Consider the following 22934-nt stretch of genomic DNA (forward strand, 5'->3'; position numbering starts at 1 on the left):
GAGGCCGTACATCCATTGAAAATTAAAGATATAGCTGTCCTTGCGGGTATCATCGGCATCGTGTTGATGATGATTCTCCCGATCCCAACCTGGTTGTTGGACATGCTGCTTGTCATCAATATCTCATTGGCATTGATGATACTGCTTGTGGCGATGAACAGCAAAGAAGCATTACAGTTTTCCATCTTTCCTGCATTGCTGCTGATTACGACGTTGTTTCGATTAGCGCTCAACATATCAACAACAAAACTGATTTTGGGTCAAGGAAACGCAGGCTCGGTAGTCGCTACCTTTGGTAGCTGGATCGCTGGCGGACAGATAGCCATCGGATTTATCGTGTTTCTGATTCTCGTCGTTGTTCAGTTTATCGTTATCACGAAGGGATCGGAGCGTGTAGCTGAAGTGGCAGCACGATTCACCCTCGATGCGATGCCTGGTAAACAGATGAGTATCGACGCAGATTTGAATGCAGGCCTGATCAACGAGCAGCAAGCACGTGAACGCCGTTCCAAAATAGAACGCGAAGCTGATTTCTACGGAGCTATGGATGGAGCCAGTAAATTTGTAAAAGGGGACGCTATTGCAAGTATTATTATTCTCCTGATCAATCTTATTGGTGGTTTTATCATCGGGATGACAGTACATGGTCTCGCTTTTGCCGATGCGTTATCCACCTATTCCGTGTTGACGATCGGAGATGGACTGGTCAGCCAGATTCCAGCACTCCTGATATCCACAGCAGCAGGTCTTATTGTAACAAGAGCATCATCGGAAGGAAATTTGGCCGATGACATCACGGGGCAATTGTTTACATACCCGACGCTCCTTTATATTGTATCTTTTGTAATAGCAATGCTCGGTTTTTTCACGCCAATTCATATTATTACAACATTGCCCCTTGCAGGTTTGCTGGCTTTTGCCGGATGGAGGATGCAGAACAATCTGAATCAGAAGCAAGAGGCAGAGGAGCAATTGGAAGAGGAGCAGCAGATTGAAGAAGTTAGAAGTCCGGAGAGTGTAATTAACCTTCTTCAGGTGGACCCGATCGAGTTTGAATTTGGTTACGGTTTGATCCCTCTTGCTGACAATCAGCAAGGCGGGGACTTATTAGATCGGATCATTATGATTCGTAGGCAGTGTGCTCTTGAACTGGGGTTAGTCGTTCCGGTTATCCGGATTCGGGATAATATCCAATTAAGACCGAATGAATATGTCATCAAGATTAAGGGTAATGTTGTTGGCGGCGGAGAACTGTTGTTGAATCATTATCTGGCTATGAGTCCGGGGTATGAAGAAGAATCGGTTACAGGGATCGAAACGACAGAGCCAGCTTTTGGACTTCCAGCCTTATGGATTGATGAAGTAACCAAAGACAGAGCTGAACTTGCAGGATATACGGTTGTAGATCCCCCTTCAGTAGTGGCCACACATCTGACTGAATTGATTAAGAAGCATGCGCATGAGTTACTTGGCAGACAAGAAACGAAAGCACTTGTGGATAATCTCAGAGAGAATTATGCTGCGCTGGTGGATGAACTCATCCCATCCGTCCTGTCGATTGGAGATGTACAGAAAGTGCTCGCCAAGTTGTTGCGTGAGAAAGTTTCCATTCGTGATATGGTTACAATCTTCGAGACACTGGCGGACTACGGAACGTATACCAAAGATCCTGATGTACTGACAGAATACGTGAGACAATCCCTCTCTCGTCAGATTACCCAGCAATTCTCCCAAAAAGGGGAGACGCTTAGAGTAATTACGGTTGGACCTGGTCTGGAGAAGAAAATTGCCGAGAGTGTACAGCAATCCGATCAAGGCAGTTACCTTGCATTGGATCCGGCTTCAACACAAAGTGTATATCAAAAGTTGACTGAACAAGTCAATCGATTGATCCAGTCGGGCCAGCAGCCAGTTGTATTAACTTCTCCAACCATTCGTATGTATCTGCGGCAGGTGATTGAACGCACCATGCAGGATATACCAGTGCTTTCCTATAGTGAGTTGGAGCCGAATGTTGAAATCCAAAGTGTCGGGGTGGTGAACTTATGAGAGTAAAACAATACGTCGTTGAGACCATGCCCGAAGCTATGCTTCAAATTCGCAAAGACCTGGGAAGTGATGCCGTCATTCTGTCCACCAAGGAAATCAAGGTGGGCGGTGTGCTGGGGATGTTCCGCAAAAAAAGGATCGAAGTTGTAGCAGCAGTGGATAAGGAAGAAAAAAAACAGGCAACAAAGCAAGTGCAAAACCAATTTACACCCGTACCTCGCGCATTTGTACCTGAAGCATATCGACAAACGGCTCGTTCGTTTGTCATTGCTTCTGAGGAATCGGCTGCAAGTATCACTGAAAAAAATGTGCAAGAGAAAACTACGGATGCCACAGCTGTGTCTGAATCGAGTAAACTCGGTTCAGACATGAGCAGCGGCAGATCTTCTTCGAGTATTGAGTATAAACCGCGACCGCAAGGGGCGGATTTTTCGGGTTTAACATCTGCCAGTGGGCAGCAGGAGCAGGCGAGTGATTCACAGCAAGGCCAACTGATGTCTGAATTGCAGGAGCTCAAACTGATGATGACCAAGTTGTCTAAGCAAGGAGCTTCAGCAGACCCGCTACCAGAGGAGCTTCATGCTCTTCGAGAAAGGTTGATGGAGCAAGACATTTGGCCGGAAGTATGGGAATCTTGGTTTGACGTTGTTCAGACAAAGCTCTCTGAAAAAGGATTCAATGAAGTAAATGTAGTTCAAGCAGTTCAAATGGAAATATCACATTTTTTGGAGAAACGTATCGACGTGGGCATTTTGCCAACCACTCGCATTGTATATGTAGCTGGGCCAACTGGCGTTGGTAAAACAACGACCATTGCCAAGCTGGCGGCTGAACAGATGTTCAACAAACAGCGAAAGGTAGGGTTCATAACCTCGGATACCTATCGGATCTCAGCGGTAGAACAACTTAGAACGTACGCATCCATTTTAAATGTCCCGCTTGAGGTCGTACAGTCCCCAGGTGATACACAACGTGCGATCTCCCGTCTAGAGGAATGTGATCTGATCTTCATGGATACAGCCGGAAGAAACTACAGAAATGAGTTGCTTGTTTCAGAACTGCAAAGCTTACTAGCGCCTGTGGAAAATAGTGAAACCTTTTTGGTTTTGAGCATGACTTCCAAAAGTGCCGATATGGTTCAAATTACGGAGCATTTCAGCAAATATGGGCTGGATAAAGTCATTTTCACGAAGATGGATGAGACCGGAAGCTGTGGGCCGATGTTTAACCTGCTGCATCGTTTTCCACTTAAACTTGCTTATGTGGCTAACGGACAAAATGTGCCGGATGATCTGCTCAAGCCTGATGCGGATTCGCTGACCAAACAATTGTTAGGAGAGCTTGTACGATGAAGGACCAGGCAGCCTCACTCAGAAGTATGGTCTCCATGCCTAACGGAGAGGAGGGAAGGGGACGTGATTCACGCTCCTCCAAAATCATAACCGTTGCCAGTGGAAAGGGAGGGGTTGGTAAATCCAACTTTACACTTAACTTTGCACTGAGCTTACAGGCAATGGGGCAAAAGGTATTGGTGTTTGATGCAGATATAGGGATGGCTAATATTGATGTCTTAATGGGAACCTCATCTCCCTATAATCTGTACCATCTGTTATACCGACAGAAATCCATACAGGAAATCATACAGCTTGGTGCAAGCGGGTTGCCTTATATCGCCGGAGGTTCGGGGATGAAAGAATTGTTCTCATTGTCAGATCGAGATCTGGAGTTTTTTGCTGGACAAGTTGAAGAGATTGCACAGGAGATGGACTATGTCATTTTTGATACCGGGGCAGGACTTTCCAGAGAAAATATGAAATTTATCGGTGCAGCCGATGAATGCCTGATCATCACTACACCTGAACCGACTTCAATAACCGATGCTTATGCTTTAGTTAAAGTGATGCATGGTCAGGAAAATTCCACACCCTTTCGGATGATCGTTAACCGGGTTGAAGACCAGCAAGAGGCTGAACGGGTGGCGGATAAAATAGCTGGAGTGGCAAAAAGATTTTTACAGATCGATATCCCGCTGCTTGGATCTATTTCTGAAGATGCCCAGGTTGTAAAGGCAGTTAAAAGGCAAGTGCCATACAGTCTGGCATATCCAAATGCAAAAGCTTCCAGGGATATAGTGAAACTCGCACATCACTATTTGGCTGCACCTGCTGCTCCGGGATCCGAAACCTTGACAGGAATCAGAGGATTTATGAAAAAGTGGCTAAAGCGGACAACATGATTTCTGAATAAAGGAAACAGGGGTGGAAACAACATGGCGGTGTATCAAGTTTTGGTTGTCGATGATTCCGCTTTTATGCGTAAAATTGTTTCAGATTTAATTGAAGCAGATTCGGAGTTTAAGGTTACGGCAACAGCATCAAATGGTAAGGAAGCTATTCAAAAAGCAATAGATTTGAAGCCCGATGTCATCACAATGGACGTTGAGATGCCTGAAATGAATGGGTTGGACGCATTAAAATCGATCATGAAGCAATCTTATGTCCCAGTGATTATGCTCTCGGGTATCAATGAACAAGGCATGAAGGAGACCATCATGGCGCTCGAGGCCGGAGCGTTTGACTTCATTCGTAAGCCATCGATTGTGCATGATCAGGATATTGCCCAAGTAGGTAAAGCACTGGTTGAGCGGATGCGAGCAGCTATGGATGAAATCAAGCGAAAAGCCGATCGTGAAGCAGCGATGAAGAAACGGGATGAAGCACAGAGCAAACTGCTGCAACAGTCCCAGCGAGTTCAGGTTGATCCACCTTTACCAGACCGCAAAGGTGCTTTGAGGAAAACAATAGAACCTGCCCAGCCAGGAACGCGACTTGGCAGTGGACATGCTGAACCCTTACGAGCAAAACCGAAGCAACCTACTGTTCCACTGACCAAGCAGAATACGGGACATCTGGACAAAAAGCCAGAGCCTTTGCGAGATGCAAATCGAGCCTTGGATGCTAGCACTGAAAAATTAGCAAAGCCGCATAACCCAATGCAGCCTCCCAAGGAAAACCGTTTGCCCAATATATCTCGATTGGCAGAACAGGAGACAGCTGCAGCATCAGCTGAACCGTCCAAAGATATTGCCAAGGTAATCCCGTCTCATAAGGGAGCAGGAGGATCGAACGGATCATTTAACAAACTTGTGGCTATTGGTTGTTCAACAGGGGGACCAAGAGCCCTCAAGACTTTGCTGGAGCAACTGCCAGGTGATTTACCTGCTCCAGTCATTATTGTACAGCATATGCCGCCCAACTTTACCCGATCCCTTGCCCAGCGATTGAATACGTTCAGTGAACTGCATGTGGTTGAAGCTGAGGAAGGCATGGTGCTACGAAAAGGAACAGCCTACATCGCTCCTGGCGGCTTTCATGTCAAAGTCAACAAAACTGCAGATGGAAGGTTCACCATAAAGCTGACTGAGGAAGAACCTGTCAATGGACACAGGCCTTCAGTCGATACAATGTTTGAGTCGCTGCTGCCGTACACGTCATTGCAACGACATCTGGTTTTGCTTACAGGGATGGGCAGTGATGGCGCTCGTATGATGAAAAAATTGTATGAAGCGGGTGTCACATCAACCTTTGCAGAGAATGAAGAAACTTGTGTTGTGTATGGTATGCCGCGTTCTGCTGTGGAGCTGCAATGCGTGCGTCATCTTCTGCCTTTGCAGGAGATAGCGCCTAAACTTGTTCAAGCTGTGAAATAAACAGAGTGTAACTCATGGAGGAGGTGCCTCACAATGGACATGAATCAATATTTATCTATGTTTATTGATGAGTCTAATGATCATCTGCAGTCCCTTAACGAAAATATGCTTCAACTCGAAGGCAGTCCGGAGGATCTGGGAATTGTTCAGGTCATATTCCGCTCTGCTCATACATTGAAGGGTATGGCTGCTACAATGGGTTTTGAGGATTTGGCATCATTGACGCACAAAATGGAAAATGTGCTGGATCTGGTACGCAACGAAAAGCTGAAAATGCAGGATTTCATTTTTGATACCCTGTTCAAGAGTTTGGATGCTTTGGAAACAATGGTTCAGGATATTACCGAAGGTGGGGAGGGTAAAGCGGATGTCTCCTCCATCGTAGCTTCTCTCCAAGCAATTGAGAGTGGTGAATGGACGGGAGGTACTGCTCCGGTAGCTGCAGTAAACCAATCACCAAGTACAGCAACACCAAGCGGGGTTGAACTGGACGAATTCCAGTACTCCGTATTGGATCAGTCCATAGCTGAAGGCCACCGTGTGCTCTATATTGAAGTTCTTGTCAGCGAGCAGAGTCAGCTGAAGGGCGTACGTGCATATATGGTCTTTGATCTGTTAGAACGCTCGGGTGAAGTTGTTAAATCGTACCCTACAGTTCAGGACATCGAGCAAGAGAAGTTTGAGCGCAGTTTTTCGTTGTATTACATAACAACCAAAGAGGCGCAGGAACTTGAAAAAGGCATTATGAGCATCTCTGAAATTGAGAGTGCTAAGGTCATTCAGCTCGATCAGGAGACTCTTCAGCAGATGACCAATCAGGCAGCGGCAACAGCTGAAGTGGAAGCCGCACCAGTTCCTGCTCCAGTAGATGCATCCCCGGAACCGAATTCTTCATCGAAAGAAGAACCGAAGAAACCGGCAGCGACCAAAACAGCTGCACCAAAACAAGCTGCTGCACCTTCACGTACCATCCGCGTGGATATCGAACGTCTGGATGTACTGATGAACTTGTTCAGCGAGTTACTAATCGATCGTTCGCGTCTGGAGCAGTTGGCCAGCGAGACGGGCAATAATGATTTATCGGATACGGTAGCTCATCTGAGCAGAGTCAGTACAGATTTGCAAAATATTGTACTGAAATTGCGGATGGTTCCTGTAGATACGGTATTCAACCGTTTCCCGCGTATGATTCGTGACCTGGCTAAAACACTCGACAAAAAGATCGATCTGGTCATTACGGGTGCTGAAACAGAACTTGATCGGACGGTAATCGATGAGATCGGCGATCCGCTGGTGCATTTGCTGCGTAATGCAGTTGACCATGGCGTTGAATCGATCGCAGAGCGTGTGGCAGCTGGTAAACCGGAATTGGGAACAGTTAATCTTAGGGCCTTCCACAGCGGAAATCATGTATTTATCGAAATCGAAGATGACGGTAAAGGCATTTACCGCGATAACCTTTTGAGAACAGCGGTCAAGCGTGGGGTGGTTACCGAAGAACAAGGTGCCAAGATGAGCGATGATGAAGTGAACCAGCTGTTGTTTGCACCAGGCTTCAGTACCGCTGATAAAATCTCGGATATCTCCGGCCGTGGAGTAGGCTTGGATGTTGTAAAATCCAAAATCACATCCCTAGGTGGTAATGTAACTATTCATTCAACACCAGGTAAAGGCACCAACTTCTCTGTTCAGTTACCATTGACCCTGTCCATTATCGCTGCGATGCTTGTTCGACTTGGATCCGAGAAATACGCCGTTCCTTTGTCTTCTATTGTAGAGACAGCCATTGTACAGCGCGAACAGGTTCGCAACATTCATGGCAATAAAATGATCACATTCCGTGAGTCTCTAATTCCGTACCTGTCATTGAGCGAAGTTTTCGGAGTGCCTGATTTCAATGATGCGGACGAACAAGAAACTGAGATCGTGGTCATTCGCAAAGGTGAACGTCTTGCAGCTGTAGCTGTTGAAGAATTTATTGGGCAGAGTGAGATTGTTCTTAAATCGATGGGTACTTATCTTCCTTCCATTGAAGGGATTTCTGGTGCAACGATTCTGGGAGATGGACAAGTAGCTCTGATTCTTGACCCTAATGCATTTATTAAATAAGCACACAAGATAAGTCTTACATTTAATAGGGAGGTTTTTTCCATGGAAGAAGAGTTGAAAGTCATTGTCTTTAAATTAGGTTCCGAAGAGTATGGTATTGAGGTAGACAAGGTTCAGACGATTGAGCGCATGATGCCTATTACCCGTGTTCCGAAGACCTTCTCCTTTGTAAAAGGAGTTATTAACTTACGCGGTGTTGTTATTCCCGTCATCGATCTACGTGGTCGATTCTCTTTGCCAGAAACAGAATACACCGATCAAACTCGTATTGTCATTGTAGGTGTGGACGATATGCAAGTTGGCTTTATCGTTGACTCTGCCAATGATGTTATTGACATCAAGCGTGACGCTATTGATAGTCCGCCTGAAGTAGTTGGTGGAGTTAAAGCAAGATACCTGCGCGGTGTAGCCAAGCTTGAGGATGCGCGCTTGTTGATTATGCTTAACCTGAACGAAGTATTAAATAAAAGCGAGGTTGTACAGCTGGAAAGTATCGAGGGCTAACACCGTGGAACTGTTCAACCGATTTGAGGGATTCCAAATGGATGTGCTCAAAGAGGTCGGTAACATTGGAGCAGGCAACGCCGCAACGGCGTTGTCTCAGCTTCTCAATAGACCGATTGACATGGGTGTACCCACAGTACAGATGCTTCCTTTTGAAGAGGTTGCTGAAAAAGTGGGCGGAGATGAACGTATTGTTGTTACCGTATTTCTTCGTGTTGAAGGCGAAGCACCAGGCAACCTGTTCTTTATGATGGCGCCTGAGGCTGCCAAGATGCTGCTGAACCGGCTTGCCGGTTTTGATTTGAAGGAAGGTCTTGCATTCACGGAAATGGAACAATCGGCTCTGTCCGAAATCGGGAATATTTTGGCGGGTTCGTACCTTTCTTCTTTGGCAGATTTCACGAAACTTTCTATGTATCCGACCGTTCCTGGACTTGCTATTGATATGGCAGGAGCCATTTTGAGTTATGGTCTGTTGCAGTTTGGTGAAATGGGCGACGATGCATTATTGATTGACACTTCTTTCTTTGAAGGCGAAGATCAGGTAGAGGGTCAATTTTTCCTGATTCCCGATCCACCATCATTTGCTAAGATATTTGAATCTCTAGGGGTGCCACTGGATCATGATTGAGGACAAAAGCGTCGTTAAAGTCGGTATGGCGGATTTGAACATTGCTCATCTTCCCGGCGTAATCCGTACGACTGGCTTGGGCTCTTGTGTGGGATTAACGATGTATGATCCGCATTTGAAGCTTGCCGGAATGGCGCATGTCATGCTCCCTACTTCAGAGATTGCTCGTGAAGGAACGTTGAACAAAGCCAAATATGCGGATACGGCATTGCCGGAATTGTTACAAAGAATGATACAACTCGGTGCATCTCGTTCACGTATTGTGTCCAAAATGGCTGGAGGGTCTCAGATGTTTGCCTTCGCGGGGGCAGGAGATACAATGCGTATCGGACCGAGGAATGCGGATTCTTGTCGGGAATGGTTAGAAAAGCTTGGGATTCCACTTCTTGCCGAAGATACCGGTGGGAATTATGGACGAACGATTGAAATGGACTGTGAAACTGGACTTTTGACTATTCGAAGTGTCCAAATGGGTGTAAAGGAACTATAAGACATGATAGGAAACTACCGCATTAATCTTGGAGCAGGCATAGTCGGATTTATTCTGACTTTTTTTGTAGCATATAGCAGCAATGTGTTGATGACCAGTTTAATACGCGGGTTGATCGGCTTTGTAGCCTGGTTTGTCCTTGCTTATGGTTTACGCTGGGGACTGGGATTGCTGCTGAACCCTTCATCAGAGGGGAATGGGTATGGTTATGATTCACCGGGCGCTCAAGAACTAAGAGGTTCACAGGTGGACATTAAACTCGAAGACGATGGACAAGAGCTGAATGACTTGCTCAAACATGGACAGAACGCCTCCTCTGGGGAGAACCTTCCACCATCTGAGACGAAAGCTCCAACGGGATTTGCCCCTTTGGATCCGCCTAAACTAGTCCGGACGAAGGATCCGGAGGAGTTGGCGCAGGCCGTTCGTCACCTGACAGACAAATAAGGAGGGTGAAAGCAATTGAACGAGCGTAAAGCTTCACATTTGAACCACGCTGATTTGTGGGAAAAGTGGAAAGAACAAGGCGATCTTGAAGCCAAGAAAAGTTTGATCGAAAAATATCTTCATATTGTAAACTATGTATCCGGGCGTTTGGCTGTCGGTCTGCCCAAAAATGTCCCGAAAGATGATCTGGAGAGCAATGGAGTTATGGGATTGATTGATGCGTTGGAGAAATTTGACTATGAACGTGGTCTTCAATTTGAGACGTACGCATCCTGGCGGGTGCGCGGTGCAATCCTTGATGGTTTGCGTCAGGGAGATTGGGTTCCTCGTTCCGTTCGGGAGAAAGCAAAGCGGATTGAAGATGCTTACCAGCAGCTAGAGCAGACATATTTGCGTTCTGTTAGTGACGAAGAAATGAGCCAGTATCTCGACGTGTCTACGAAAGACTTTCAACATATGCTTCAAGAAGTGGCAGTTATGTCGCTTTGCTCTCTGGAAGACCCCATTCGGGAAGAAGAGTCCGAGACTCGACTTTCATTAATGGTCGATGAAAAAGCCAAAAACCCGGATTACAAAGTAAATGAATTCTACTTAAAAGAAGCTTTAGTGCAAGGGCTTGAAAAATTGACGGTCAAAGAGAGAACGGTTGTTTCACTTTTATATTATGAAGATCTCTCTCTTAGTGAAATTGCTGAAGTAATGTCTCTTTCTCCGTCGCGTATCTCGCAGCTGCACTCAAAGGCCATCTTACGGTTACGTGGAACATTGGATAAACAGAAAGACTTGCTTATGCGTAAAGATTAATATAGTAATATATGAATAGAGAGCTTTAACATTGGATATTGGGGAGTGGAAAGTCTAAAGGGGGAAGAAATGCATTGACACAGCAGACTGTTTTGGAACAGTGTTTGAGCATTGTTTTATCAGATGATAAAAGTACGGCCTACCTTGAATTTTCCAAACAGGAAGAAAGTTTTGCCTGTACACCGGATGAGCTCGAAAAATATTTAGCGAGTCAGGGTATTAAGTATGGTGTGCTGCGCGAAGCGTTGCTTGTTTTTGTGAGTCATCCTGAGATGTATGTGAAGGATCGATACAAGATTGCCGAAGGCATCAAACCAGTACCGGGAACAGATGGATTTATTAAAGTGCTGGTGGGCATGGACGATTCCAATGAACGGCGCCCTTTGGAGGCAGAGGATGGAAAAGTTGATTACAAAGAAGTGACGCGCTTAAACAATGTTCGAACAGGTCAAATCATTGCCGAACGAATTCCTCCTGTGGATGGCATGGTGGGAAGGGCTGTAACAGGTGAAGAAATACCATTTCGTCCAGGGAGAGAAGCACGCTTTAAAGTGGGGAAAAATGTTGTTGTTAATCCGGATGGATCTGCGATGTATGCCGCTCTGGATGGATTGGTTACCAAAACAGACGGCAACAAATTGAATGTGTTTCCGGTATACGAGATCAATGGCGACGTGGATTATAACACCGGTAACATCGATTTTGTGGGTACGGTTGTCATTCGCGGCAATGTGCTTACCGGATTTAAAGTAAAAGCGGCGGGGGATATACGTGTCGTCGGAGGTGTCGAGGGAGCGGAACTGGAAGCAGGTGGCTCTGTCGAAATTACCGGCGGTATTATTGGTTATAACAAAGGGCTTATACAAGCTGGACATAACGTGAAATGTACGTTTATTCAAGAGGGCAACGTCGATGCGGCTGAAAATGTCCTGGTATCCCAAAGTATTATGCATTCCACGATTCGAGCAGGTCAGGCGGTAATCTGTGAAGGCACCAAAGGACTTATCGTTGGCGGGTCGATCCAGGCCGGTGAAAACGTCTCAGCACGCGTTGTCGGCAACACCATGTCTACTGTGACTTCCATTGAAGTAGGCGTATTGCCTAAGCTCCGTAATGAGTTGAGTGACTTGCGTAAGGAAGTCAGAGAGCAGATGGATGCTTTGGATAAGACGAAAAAAGCTTTGACCTTATTGGATCAGTTAGCTGCTGCAGGCCAACTGAGCCCGGATAAAATGTCTATGCGGATCAAACTAAGTGCTACACAAAAATCGGCCCTTCGTCTTAGCGAGGAAACGAAAACACGTATCTTTGAAATTGAGAAGGTACTTGAAGATACAAGCAGGGCTCGCGTAGATATTCATAAGATGATTTATGGTGGCTCTAGAATAGTTATCGGCAGATACACCAAATTTATTAAAGATCCGATAAGTCGAATTTCTTTTTATTATCATGATGGGGATATTACAATGGTTCCATTCGTTTAAGTACAGCATCCAAGCACATGAAGAAATCCATTCGATACCGTGAGGTGAGCGTATGAGTTTCAAAGCGGTTGAGCTGCAGATTGCCGTACCTAGAACAAGTGAGGCGGGGCGTTATCAGAGTGAAGCTCAGCAGAGACCGGTCATTGACCAGAACTTGCTAGCGGAACAAACGGCCAAAGAAGCAAATGAAGCAAGACAACGAAGCGAGGCGCTGGATGAAACAGCGCACACAGATATTCGCGATGGCCAATCTAGAAACAAAGAACAGCAGAGTGGCTCCAACGAGCCTGAAGCTACTTCAGCGCTGGAAACTGTCAAACCAGCTGAGCATCCTTACAAAGGAAAACATATTGACCTGTCGTTGTAATGGATGACATGTGACTCACATGTAGTCTTGAACCTCGATGGCTGCATTAAAAGGAGAGAACCCAATTTGTCACCATGGATCATTATTGTCATATTAGGAGCCTGCGCAATTGCATATGCGTTTATCATGCCCAAGAAAAACAAGGTGCAGGAGCCTGGGCATCACCTGGTGCAAGAGATGGAATCTACGCTTGAACACTATATGGCTGAGATAGAAAACGACAATGATGCTCTCATTCAGCGTGTTGCTGAAATGAAGGGTGAGGCGACGGCGGCAGATCAGCGTATGCAATCACAGCTTCAGGAATTACAGCGGAGGCTGGATCAACTGGAAGAAAGTAAAACGACACAAACAGACGCACCCTCCAATATAATTCCGGTACATAGCTCAAGCGGATTGCAAGCTCAGGCGCTTGTAGACAGTGTAAGAGCAGATTCGGATTCGGCCCAACAAGTGTCCGGAGCAGAAGAGCAGGCCGCTGAACAGGAATCTAAGCCTGCACGTGAATCCATTAAGGACCGATATGCAGAGCTCTTTAATTTATATGCTGAAGGAAAGTCAGTCGATGCCATTGCCAAGCAGACGGGCATACAACGTGGAGAAGTACAGCTGATTTTACAGCTGGCAGAACGGGAGGAGAGCTAACAGATGGACAAGCGCTCCTTATGGATTGGACTTGGAAGTGGCATGATTGTTGGTGCGGTATTGCTGCAGCTTGCAACGGTTGGACAAAACGCACTTTCTGAGAGTAATCTCGACCCTGAGTTGGCTACAGCCAACCTGACAATGAAACAGCTTGAAGCGGCCGCTAAGAGCATGGATATGAAGCTTGTAGCTTCTGAGGATGAGCTGTATACAGAAGCTGAGTGGGTAGCGAAGAAGAAACAGGAAAGCAGTGAACTGCAGGGGAAAACGGCAACGGCACCTGAAGCGGCAGAATCGGCTGTGAAACCGGAGCAACCTGACGATCCAAAGCAACCTGTCACCAATGAAAGCGACAAACAGGACGAAGTCGATAAGCCAAAGACAACCGAACCGTCAACGCCTAACAGTCCCGAAGCTGCGGCTACTGTATCATTCAAAGTACGTTCAGGCAACAGTCTGGCCATCGTGGCCGGCAATCTGGAGAAAGCCGGGATTGTTGATAGTGCACAAGCTTTCATAAAGGCTGGCAGAGCAGAGCGGATTAATACCAAAATACAGGTCGGCACCTATGACTTGGAAAAAGGCGAAAGCTTCAAATCTATTATCGCCAAGATTACAAAAGAACCGTCAAACTGAGTACGCTCAGGCAGGGCGGTTTTTTCGTATAAATAATGACAAGTTTTGTGTTGCTAGGATGGATCAATAAATTGCTTTGAAAGACTGTTGCATCAGGCAATCAGTTATGCTATATTAAATAACGGTGTTAAAACACACGCATGTGCTAATTTTGTTGAGGGTGCTTTCCTGATGGAGAGTCTTGGCGAAAAATGATGCCGGCGGAGGACACAATAAAAACCATATTAGGAGGTGTGTGAAGATGGCAGTAATCTCCATGAAGCAGCTTCTCGAAGCTGGGGTACACTTCGGTCACCAAACTCGTCGTTGGAACCCAAAAATGGATCGTTATATCTTCACTGAAAGAAACGGAATTTATATCATTGACTTGCAAAAGACAGTGAAAAAAGTCGAAGAGGCTTACAACTTCGTTAAAGGAATCGCAGGAGAGAATGGTACAATTCTTTTCGTGGGTACTAAGAAACAAGCTCAAGATTCCGTTAAAGAAGAAGCTGAACGCGCTGGTCAATTCTACATTAACCAACGTTGGCTCGGCGGTACCCTGACTAACTTCTCAACTATTCAAAAACGTATTGATCGTTTGAAACAGTTGGAAGCTTGGGAAGAAGACGGTACTTTCGCTGTATTGCCTAAAAAAGAAGTAATCTTGCTTCGTAAAGAGAAAGATCGTCTGGAGAAATTCCTCGGCGGTATTAAAAATATGAAAGGCCTGCCAAGCGCCCTGTTCATCATCGATCCACGCAAAGAGCGTATCGCTGTTGCGGAAGCTCGCAAATTGGGTATCCCAATTGTTGGTATCGTTGATACAAACTGCGATCCGGATGAGATCGATTATGTAATTCCGGGTAACGACGACGCAATCCGCGCCGTTAAGCTGTTGACAGGTAAAATGGCTGATGCCGTTATCGAAGCTAATCAAGGCGAAGAAACTTCCGCTTAATAGATTCGAACATATGTTATAAACTAAATGAAAAGGGTGGTTGGCAGGTGGATAACCTCTCACTGCCCTTTTTTTAGAGTGTACGTACAATACTTAATGTTGGAGGGAATTTATAATGGCAGTTAATGCGAGTGCAGTAAAAGAACTTCGCGAAAGAACGGGCGCTGGTATGCTCGATTGTAAAAAAGCACTGGAAGAAGCAAACGGTGATGTAACAAAAGCAGCTGAATTGTTGCGTGAGAAAGGTCTTTCTGCAGCAGCAAGCAAAGCAGGCCGTGCAGCAACTGAAGGCGTTGTAGAATCTTACATCCACGCTGGTGGACGCATTGGTGTCTTGGTTGAAGTTAACTGTGAAACTGACTTCGTTGGTAAAACGGATCAATTTAAGGATTTCGTTAAAGATGTAGCTATGCAAATCGCTGCAGCTAATCCTAAATTCGTTAAACGCGAAGAAGTTCCTACAGATGAGCTGGAAAAAGAAAAAGAAATCCTGAAAGCTCAAGCTCTTAATGAAGGCAAACCAGAGAAAATCATTGAAAAAATGGTTGAAGGCCGTATCGGTAAATACTACGAAGAGTACTGCCTGATGGAACAAACTTTCGTTAAAGATCCAGACAAAACGATCTCCCAATTGCTGAACGAAAAAATCAGCCAAATTGGTGAAAATATCTCCATCCGTCGTTTCGTTCGTTACGAACTGGGTGAAGGTCTTGAGAAAAAAGTAGACAACTTCGTAGAAGAAGTTATGTCCCAAGTAAACAAATAAGACGGTTTTCAAACCGGCAAGCAGGAATGATTTTCGAAGATATAAGAATGATGAAACTTCGAAGCGCTACTCCCTTATATCCCAGGAAAACAATGCCTTACCGGTTGAACGTTTTTCCTAAAAGAGCGGAACACAACTGTGTTCCTTTCTTTTTAAGCAGGAGGCCATGCGCGAGAAGTTTTGTTGATTGAACGCCGAAGGTGTTCAATTCAAAGTGGAGGGTGAATAATTGGAACAGCCAGTATTTAAACGTGTTGTCTTAAAGGTCAGCGGAGAGTCTCTTTCCGGTCAAAATGGCTACGGTATTGATGCAGAGACGATCTCGTCGATTGCCCAGCAAGTAAAAGAAGTAGTTGAACTAGGTGTCCAGGTTGCCATCGTATGCGGCGGCGGAAACATCTGGCGTGGAATTGCCGGTAGCGAAAACGGCATCGACAGAGCGACTGCGGATTATATGGGGATGCTGGCGACGGTTATGAACTCGCTCGCCCTGCAAGATGCATTGGAACAGATTGAAGTACCTACTCGCGTACAGACATCGATTGCTATGCAGCAAATTGCAGAGCCTTATATTCGTCGTAGAGCTATTCGTCATCTGGAGAAAGGTCGGGTCGTTATTTTTGCAGCAGGTACAGGTAACCCGTTCTTCTCCACCGATACAACAGCAGCATTGCGCGCAGCAGAGATCGAAGCAGAAGTCATCTTGATGGCCAAAAATAAAGTGGATGGTGTATACTCAGCAGATCCGTTTAAAGACAGCACCGCTGTCAAGTTTGATCAGTTGACTTACATGGATATACTTAACAAGGATCTTGGTGTAATGGACTCAACGGCGTCCTCGCTTTGTAAGGACAACAACATTCCGTTGATCGTATTTGCCATTACGGAACAAGGTAACATCAAACGTGTTGTTCTTGGTGAACGCATCGGGACAATCGTTAAAGGGAGTGTAGATTAATGCCACAAGCGGTTAAAAAACATGCCGAAGAACGTATGGATAAAGCAATTCAAGCGTTACGACGTGATCTTGCCACTTTGCGTGCAGGTCGTGCAACTCCGGCTCTTCTCGACCGGATTCAAGTGGAATATTACGGTGCAATGACTCCGCTCAACCAATTGGCTAATATCAGTACACCGGATTCCCGGACACTGATGATCCAGCCTTGGGATAAATCCTCCATGGGGGACATTGAGCGTGCAATTATGAAATCCGATCTTGGCCTTACGCCAGCGAACGACGGAACTATGATTCGTCTGTCCATTCCGGCACTTACGGAAGAACGCAGACAAGAACTGGTGAAGTTGACGAAAAAGTTCGGTGAAGAAGGTAAAGTAGCCATTCGTAATATTCGCCGTGATGCGAATGATGATATTAAAAAAATGGAGAAGTCAGACATTTCCGAGGACGAGTCCCGGAGACATCAAGACGACATCCAAAAATCGACCGACAAGTTTATTGCTGAAGTCGATAAGGTACTCGCTGCCAAAGAAAAAGAAATCATGGACGTGTAAGACAAGCGCAGCCCCTCCAATACGGTGGGGTTTTGTCTCTTTTTCCAAGCTTCAGGTGAAGAAACTTCAGGGATTTTGGAGGAACAGGAATGATCAAACGGGTTCGGTCGTGGTGGAATGGGGCTGACAAGCAGGAAACGCTGACTATATCCGAGGATAATATCCCGCAGCACGTCGCTATCATTATGGACGGCAATGGACGATGGGCGAAACGTTTGGGTCTCCCACGAATAGCTGGACATCAGAATGGGATGAAGGCGGTCAAACGTGCGACCATCGCGGCGGATGAACTGGGCATCAAATATCTGACGATGTACGCTTTTTCGACAGAAAACTGGACGCGTCCAAAAGAAGAAGTGGATTTTCTGATGCGGCTTCCGCAAGAATTTTTGGCGATAGAGCTGGATGAGCTTATAGAAAAAAATGTACGCATCCGTATGATGGGCCAGGAGGAGCACTTGCCTTCCCATACCATTAATGCTTTGCGTGAAGCTATTCGTCTTACGGAACATAACACAGGGCTTGTTTTGAATTTTGCAATGAACTACGGAAGTCGTCGTGAAATGACGGACTGTGTCAAACAGATCGCTCTGCAGGTAAAGTCGGGGGAACTATCGGCAGACGACATTACGCCTGAGCTCATTGACAGACATATGCTCACTGGGGATATGCCTGATCCGGATTTGCTGATCCGGACGAGCGGAGAGTTGAGATTAAGCAATTTCATGCTTTGGCAGCTTGCATATAGCGAATTATGGTTTACGGATATATACTGGCCCGAATTTGGCAAAAAGCATTTGCTTGAAGCAGTAGCCGAATATCAGCGCAGAACAAGGCGTTACGGCGGTTTGAAATAGATGGAGGATGAAGCCGTTGAAACAGCGATTAACGACAGGAATCATAGCAGGTGTGTTATTTTTGGGTTTTTGCATGCTGGGCGGACCCTGGTACCATGGCTTGGTATTGCTTATGGCTCTCATCGGTTATTATGAATTTGTGAAAATGACCGGGGTACAGCCTTTTTCAGGTGTAGCCCTAATTGGTTATGCAGGTATCTTTGCGATTGTGTTTCCTTGGGAAATGGTTTGGGATGCCAGACCGCTAACGTTATTCCAGATCGGCTGGCTTGTGATGCTCGTATTAATGACGGCCTCTGTTGTAACTAAAAACAAGATTCCTGTGAATACAGTAGCCATGCTCTTTCTGGGAGTAATGTATATTGGGATCGGCTTTTATTACATCGCGGAATCCAGACATTTGCATCATGGGTTGTTCTGGACGTTTTTGCTACTGGGCTCCATATGGGCAAGTGATGCAGGTGCCTATTTTGTAGGGAAACTTATCGGAAAGAACAAACTTTGGCCTTCGATCAGTCCTAACAAAACGGTGGAAGGCGCACTGGGTGGGATTGTGATCGCGGTGGTTACTTCTGTTGTTTTTGCATTGGTGTCAGACGGTTTGTTGTCTTGGCAAAGAGCGGTATGGATTGGGATTGCATGCGCGGTTGTAGGACAGATGGGAGATCTGATTCAATCTGCTTACAAACGTGTGTATAACATCAAAGATTCCGGCAATCTGCTCCCGGGGCATGGTGGTATTCTGGATCGTTGCGACAGCTGGATTGTCGTTTTTCCATTCGTACATATACTAATGCTTCTGCCCTATTAAAAATGAGCACAAGCCACATGATGAATTATTTGTCATAGGCATTGGATAAATAAAGATGAGGTGCAGCATGAAAAAAATTGCGATTCTTGGGTCAACCGGTTCCATTGGAACCCAGACACTGGATGTAGTCGATATGCATCCCGAACGCTTTCAAGTAGAGGGACTGGCTGCTGGGGGCAATATAGAACTGCTGATTGAGCAAGCGAAGCGTTATCGCCCCAAAAAGGTATCAGTTGGCTCAAAAGAGCTAGCAGAGACCGTGGCTCCACACTTGCCTGTCGAAACGCAGCTTTTTTATGGCAAAGAAGGACTGGTGGAAGTTGCTGCCGGCACGGATGCAGATACGGTTGTTACTGCTGTAATGGGGAGTGTTGGACTTGAGTCTACCCTCGCTGCTATTGATGCAGGCAAACAGATCGGACTGGCTAACAAAGAGACGCTAATTACAGCAGGACATATTGTTACTGCCAGAGCGGCTGCGAAAGGGGTACCGATTCTGCCTGTGGATAGTGAGCACTCGGCTATCTTCCAATGCTTGAATGGTGAACCTCGTGAACGTGTGATGGGAATTACACTTACGGCCTCTGGAGGATCATTCCGTGATTTGACTCGTGAACAGCTAAAGGAAGTTACTGTAGAAGATGCACTCAAACATCCGAATTGGTCCATGGGATCGAAGATCACGATAGACTCTGCAACGATGGTGAATAAAGGTCTGGAAGTTATTGAAGCGCATTGGCTGTTTGGACTAAGTTATGATCAGATTGATGTATTGCTTCACCCGGAGAGCATCATTCATTCCTACGTGGAGTTTAATGATACGAGCATTATTGCGCAGCTTGGCAATCCGGACATGCGCGTTCCCATTCAGTATGCACTGACCTATCCAGACCGCTTACCATCGCCTTCACAACGTCTCTCCCTAACGCAAGTGGGCAAGCTGCATTTCCGTGAGATGGATATGGAACGGTTCCCTTGTTTAAGAATGGCATACGAGTGTGGTAAAATGGGGGGAACCGCAACAACGGCGTTTAATGCAGCCAACGAGGTTGCCGTAGCGCGTTTCTTGCGTAAAGAGATTTCGTTCCTTAAAATAGAGGATATTATTGCTTCTGTGCTGGAAGCACACCGCAATGTGGACGAGCCTGATCTGGAGGAAATCGCAAGATGTGATCAGGAGAGCCGTCAACTTGCGTTCCGTCTGTAATCTCTTTTTTCAAGATAAAATGGAAGAAGTGATTCTCTTGTGCGGCATCAGAGAATAATGATAATCTAAAGGGACAGACTGCGGTTCGTGCCGTGAAGGAGGATGGATAGGGATTGGAAACCATACAAGTGGTATTTCTAACGGTGCTCATGTTCTTTGTCATCGTGACGGTTCATGAATGGGGACATTATTATTTTGCCAAACGCGCCGGTATTCTTGTACGGGAATTTGCGATCGGTTTTGGTCCCAAATTGTTCTCATATAAAAGAAACGAGACCCAGTTCACACTGCGTTTGCTGCCTTTTGGCGGATATGCACGTATGGCAGGGGAAGACCCGGAACTGGTAGAGATTCAAGAAGGTCAGACCATTGCAGTGAGATCGGCTGATGACCAAGTGAAAATGATCTACCTCGATCAATTGGATAATCGCAAAAATGTAATTCGTGGTGAAGTCATCTCCATTGATATGGAGAATGCACTGAAATTGCAACTCGATGTGGATGGCGAAATTCAGCAGTACCGGATACATCCGCAAGCGATGTTGGTGAGTCGCGGAAAACAAACCCAAATTGCACCGAAAGATCGCCAATTTGGCAGTAAAACGGTGGGTCAGCGTGCAATGGCGATTTTTGCCGGACCACTCATGAATTTCATCCTGGCATTTGTGTTGTTTGCAGTATATGCGCAAATGGCAGGTGTTGCCGTTGAAAATCCAACCAATCTGGAAATTGGTGAAGTGCTTGAAGGTGGAGCTGCTGACCAAGCGAACCTGCAAAAGGGAGATATCATTGAGACAATCAATGGTACGGCCATCGGTACGGATTCGCAAAAAATGGTGACGATGATTGCCGATTCCAAGGACAAACCGATGGAATGGACACTGCGTCGGGGGAATGAAACGTTTAATATAACGATTACCCCTCGTGCGGTAGAAGGACAAGAGGGCGGTAAGGTCGGAATTGTACCAACACTGCCAACCCGATCGGTTGGATTTGTAGAAACCTTTAAAGTGTCAGGGATAGCGATGGTCGATACAACCAAAGTGATCTTTGAAGGTTTCAAACATTTGATCAATCAATTTAACATGGACGATATCGGTGGGCCGGTGCGTACGTTTGAGGTTACGGGCCAGATTGCAAAACAGGGTATTGAGCAATTGACCAGATGGGCAGCTATTTTGAGCCTCTACCTCGGTATTTTCAACCTGTTGCCGATTCCTGCGCTAGACGGAAGCCGTCTTGTATTCCTCGGAATTGAAGGTCTGCGAGGCAGACCCGTTGATCCCAACCGGGAAGGTATGGTTCATTTTGTTGGCTTCGCCATGTTGTTTGTACTGATGCTGGCAGTAACATATAATGATATATTACGATTAATTAACGGATAATTATGGTTTGACTACGCTCTGACTATTCAGAGATAGTCGTAATGGGAGGACGCTGGAGTCTTATGTCAAAGGAAAATGATAAACAGTTCGTGACTGAAATTACACCTCAGGGCGAGGATTTCTCACGCTGGTACATTGATGTTATTAAAAAAGCTGATCTCATGGACTATGCACCCGTACGCGGTTGTATTGTTTTCAAACCAGACGGATTTGAGATCTGGGAACATATTAAGGATGAGTTGGATCGTCGTTTCCGTGAAACGGGCCATCGCAATGCCTACTTCCCGATGTTCATTCCTGAGAGCTTTTTCCAAAAAGAAAAAGAACATGTTGAAGGCTTCAATCCCGAATTGCCTTGGGTTACGGAAGCCGGAGGAGAGAAGCTGGAAGAACGTCTGGCAATCCGTCCTACATCCGAAACGATTATTGGTCACATGTATTCCAAGTGGATTCAGTCTTATCGCGATCTTCCGGTATTGATCAACCAGTGGGCTAACGTAGTCCGTTGGGAAAAAAGAACGTTGCCTTTCCTTCGCACAAGTGAGTTCCTGTGGCAGGAAGGTCACACTGCGCATGAGACCGAAGAAGAAGCACGTGAAGAAACGATGAAAATGCTTCAGATTTATCGTGAAGTGGTTGAAGAGTATTTGGCAATTCCGGTAATTGTGGGTCAGAAAACCAAATCCGAGAAGTTTGCGGGCGCTGTGGATACGTACTCGATCGAAGCCATGATGAAGGATGGACGTGCTGTACAAGCAGGTACATCACACTACATGGGAACGAACTTTGCAAAAGCATTTGAAATTCAGTATCTTAGCCGTAATAATGTGCTGGAGCTGGCTTACACCACTTCATGGGGGGTAAGCACACGTTTGATCGGTGCGTTAATTATGGTTCATGGAGATGACCGTGGTCTGGTTCTCCCTCCTAAAGTAGCACCAACACAAGTAGTTATGATTCCAATTGGACCGCCAAAAACACGTGATGCCGTTGTAGGTCGCGCGGACGAGTTGTTCGCTGAACTGAAACAAGCGGGAATTCGTGTGAAAATGGATGATCGCAGTGATGTTCGTCCAGGCTGGAAATTCAATGAATACGAGATGCGTGGTGTTCCAATTCGTCTCGAAATTGGTCCGCGTGATATGGAGAACGGTGTATGTGTTCTCGTTTCCCGGATTACTGGAGAGAAGAAAGTTGTTGAACAAGCAAATCTGGTGGAAGAAATCCAGACAATGCTGACTCAAGTGCAAGCCGATATGCTGCAACGTGCTCGCACGTTTATGTCGGACAACTTCTACTCTGTAGATACGCTTGATGAGATGAAGGAACTGATGGAGAACAAACGCGGGTTCACACTGGCTGGATGGTGCGGTTCTGAAGCTTGCGAAGATAAAGTAAGAGAAGTAACAGGTGCAACAAGCCGGAACATTCCGTTCCAGCCTGCGGAAGAAAAGCATACGTGCCTGGCTTGTGGTGAACAAGCGAAACACACGGTAGTGTTTGCAAGAGCGTATTAAGTCAGGATAATCTGACTAACGGCACTTTTTCACCGTAAGAGTAAGGAATGGAGAGCTTCTGTCG

Annotated in this window: 23 protein-coding genes; all 23 read left to right on the forward strand. The window is 46.0% G+C overall.

What is annotated here, in order from left to right; all coding sequences use genetic code 11:
• The first annotated feature begins 15 nt into the window (after nucleotides 1–15).
• Nucleotides 16–2049, forward strand: coding sequence for a flagellar biosynthesis protein FlhA (flhA, locus tag BMW94_RS00560; RefSeq protein ID WP_090993507.1), 2034 nt, complete (start codon nucleotides 16–18; stop codon nucleotides 2047–2049).
• Nucleotides 2046–3401: a flagellar biosynthesis GTPase FlhF gene (flhF, locus tag BMW94_RS00565; protein WP_090993510.1), complete on the forward strand. Its 1356-nt coding sequence runs from the start codon at nucleotides 2046–2048 to the stop codon at nucleotides 3399–3401. The genes flhA and flhF overlap by 4 nt, the downstream gene beginning before the upstream one ends.
• On the forward strand, nucleotides 3398–4285 hold the full coding sequence (locus BMW94_RS00570; RefSeq protein ID WP_090993512.1) for a MinD/ParA family protein: 888 nt from the start codon (nucleotides 3398–3400) through the stop codon (nucleotides 4283–4285). The genes flhF and BMW94_RS00570 overlap by 4 nt, the downstream gene beginning before the upstream one ends.
• 33 nt (nucleotides 4286–4318) lie before the next feature.
• Nucleotides 4319–5758 (forward strand): protein-glutamate methylesterase/protein-glutamine glutaminase, encoded by a 1440-nt coding sequence (locus BMW94_RS00575; protein ID WP_090993514.1) that lies wholly within the window; start codon nucleotides 4319–4321, stop codon nucleotides 5756–5758.
• A gap of 33 nt (nucleotides 5759–5791) precedes the next feature.
• On the forward strand, nucleotides 5792–7867 hold the full coding sequence (locus BMW94_RS00580) for a chemotaxis protein CheA (RefSeq protein WP_090993516.1): 2076 nt from the start codon (nucleotides 5792–5794) through the stop codon (nucleotides 7865–7867).
• A gap of 42 nt (nucleotides 7868–7909) precedes the next feature.
• On the forward strand, nucleotides 7910–8371 hold the full coding sequence (locus BMW94_RS00585) for a chemotaxis protein CheW (protein WP_063566392.1): 462 nt from the start codon (nucleotides 7910–7912) through the stop codon (nucleotides 8369–8371).
• Nucleotides 8372–8408: 37 nt separating this feature from the next.
• Nucleotides 8409–9002: a chemotaxis protein CheC gene (locus BMW94_RS00590; protein ID WP_090807429.1), complete on the forward strand. Its 594-nt coding sequence runs from the start codon at nucleotides 8409–8411 to the stop codon at nucleotides 9000–9002.
• Nucleotides 8995–9492 carry a chemotaxis protein CheD gene (locus BMW94_RS00595; RefSeq protein ID WP_063566391.1) on the forward strand — a complete coding sequence of 166 codons (498 nt, stop codon included), beginning with the start codon at nucleotides 8995–8997 and terminating at the stop codon, nucleotides 9490–9492. Before BMW94_RS00590 ends, BMW94_RS00595 begins: the two co-directional genes overlap by 8 nt.
• Nucleotides 9493–9495: 3 nt before the next feature.
• Nucleotides 9496–9939, forward strand: a complete 444-nt coding sequence (locus BMW94_RS00600; RefSeq protein WP_064639054.1) for a hypothetical protein — start codon at nucleotides 9496–9498, stop codon at nucleotides 9937–9939.
• 15 nt (nucleotides 9940–9954) lie between these two features.
• A complete protein-coding gene (locus BMW94_RS00605; RefSeq protein ID WP_072732409.1) occupies nucleotides 9955–10743 on the forward strand; it encodes a FliA/WhiG family RNA polymerase sigma factor in 789 nt (262 codons plus the stop codon).
• Between the two features lie 74 nt (nucleotides 10744–10817).
• On the forward strand, nucleotides 10818–12227 hold the full coding sequence (locus BMW94_RS00610) for a DUF342 domain-containing protein (RefSeq protein WP_090993518.1): 1410 nt from the start codon (nucleotides 10818–10820) through the stop codon (nucleotides 12225–12227).
• A gap of 52 nt (nucleotides 12228–12279) precedes the next feature.
• Nucleotides 12280–12594: a hypothetical protein gene (locus BMW94_RS00615; protein WP_090993520.1), complete on the forward strand. Its 315-nt coding sequence runs from the start codon at nucleotides 12280–12282 to the stop codon at nucleotides 12592–12594.
• Between the two features lie 66 nt (nucleotides 12595–12660).
• A complete protein-coding gene (locus tag BMW94_RS00620) occupies nucleotides 12661–13239 on the forward strand; it encodes a DUF6115 domain-containing protein (RefSeq protein ID WP_090993522.1) in 579 nt (192 codons plus the stop codon).
• Nucleotides 13240–13242: 3 nt separating this feature from the next.
• Nucleotides 13243–13875 (forward strand): endolytic transglycosylase MltG, encoded by a 633-nt coding sequence (locus BMW94_RS00625; RefSeq protein WP_090993524.1) that lies wholly within the window; start codon nucleotides 13243–13245, stop codon nucleotides 13873–13875.
• Nucleotides 13876–14116: 241 nt separating this feature from the next.
• Nucleotides 14117–14815: a 30S ribosomal protein S2 gene (gene rpsB / locus BMW94_RS00630; RefSeq protein ID WP_024630243.1), complete on the forward strand. Its 699-nt coding sequence runs from the start codon at nucleotides 14117–14119 to the stop codon at nucleotides 14813–14815.
• 115 nt (nucleotides 14816–14930) lie between these two features.
• Nucleotides 14931–15581 (forward strand): translation elongation factor Ts, encoded by a 651-nt coding sequence (gene tsf / locus BMW94_RS00635; RefSeq protein WP_017689154.1) that lies wholly within the window; start codon nucleotides 14931–14933, stop codon nucleotides 15579–15581.
• Between the two features lie 229 nt (nucleotides 15582–15810).
• Nucleotides 15811–16539, forward strand: coding sequence for a UMP kinase (pyrH, locus tag BMW94_RS00640; RefSeq protein ID WP_024630245.1), 729 nt, complete (start codon nucleotides 15811–15813; stop codon nucleotides 16537–16539).
• The gene (frr, locus tag BMW94_RS00645; RefSeq protein ID WP_090993526.1) at nucleotides 16539–17093 is read left to right on the forward strand and encodes a ribosome recycling factor; all 555 of its coding nucleotides are present in this window, start codon (nucleotides 16539–16541) and stop codon (nucleotides 17091–17093) included. Before pyrH ends, frr begins: the two co-directional genes overlap by 1 nt.
• A gap of 89 nt (nucleotides 17094–17182) precedes the next feature.
• The gene (locus tag BMW94_RS00650; protein WP_063566384.1) at nucleotides 17183–17950 is read left to right on the forward strand and encodes an isoprenyl transferase; all 768 of its coding nucleotides are present in this window, start codon (nucleotides 17183–17185) and stop codon (nucleotides 17948–17950) included.
• A 16-nt stretch (nucleotides 17951–17966) separates the two neighbouring features.
• Nucleotides 17967–18761, forward strand: a complete 795-nt coding sequence (locus BMW94_RS00655) for a phosphatidate cytidylyltransferase (RefSeq protein WP_090993527.1) — start codon at nucleotides 17967–17969, stop codon at nucleotides 18759–18761.
• Between the two features lie 67 nt (nucleotides 18762–18828).
• Nucleotides 18829–19968 carry a 1-deoxy-D-xylulose-5-phosphate reductoisomerase gene (locus BMW94_RS00660; RefSeq protein WP_090993529.1) on the forward strand — a complete coding sequence of 380 codons (1140 nt, stop codon included), beginning with the start codon at nucleotides 18829–18831 and terminating at the stop codon, nucleotides 19966–19968.
• A gap of 113 nt (nucleotides 19969–20081) precedes the next feature.
• The gene (gene rseP / locus BMW94_RS00665; RefSeq protein WP_090993531.1) at nucleotides 20082–21353 is read left to right on the forward strand and encodes an RIP metalloprotease RseP; all 1272 of its coding nucleotides are present in this window, start codon (nucleotides 20082–20084) and stop codon (nucleotides 21351–21353) included.
• Between the two features lie 62 nt (nucleotides 21354–21415).
• The gene (gene proS, locus BMW94_RS00670) at nucleotides 21416–22870 is read left to right on the forward strand and encodes a proline--tRNA ligase (RefSeq protein ID WP_090896017.1); all 1455 of its coding nucleotides are present in this window, start codon (nucleotides 21416–21418) and stop codon (nucleotides 22868–22870) included.
• The last annotated feature ends 64 nt before the right edge of the window (nucleotides 22871–22934 follow it).

Source organism: Paenibacillus sp. OK003 (genome assembly GCF_900109515.1).
GTDB classification, from domain to species: domain Bacteria; phylum Bacillota; class Bacilli; order Paenibacillales; family Paenibacillaceae; genus Paenibacillus; species Paenibacillus marchantiae.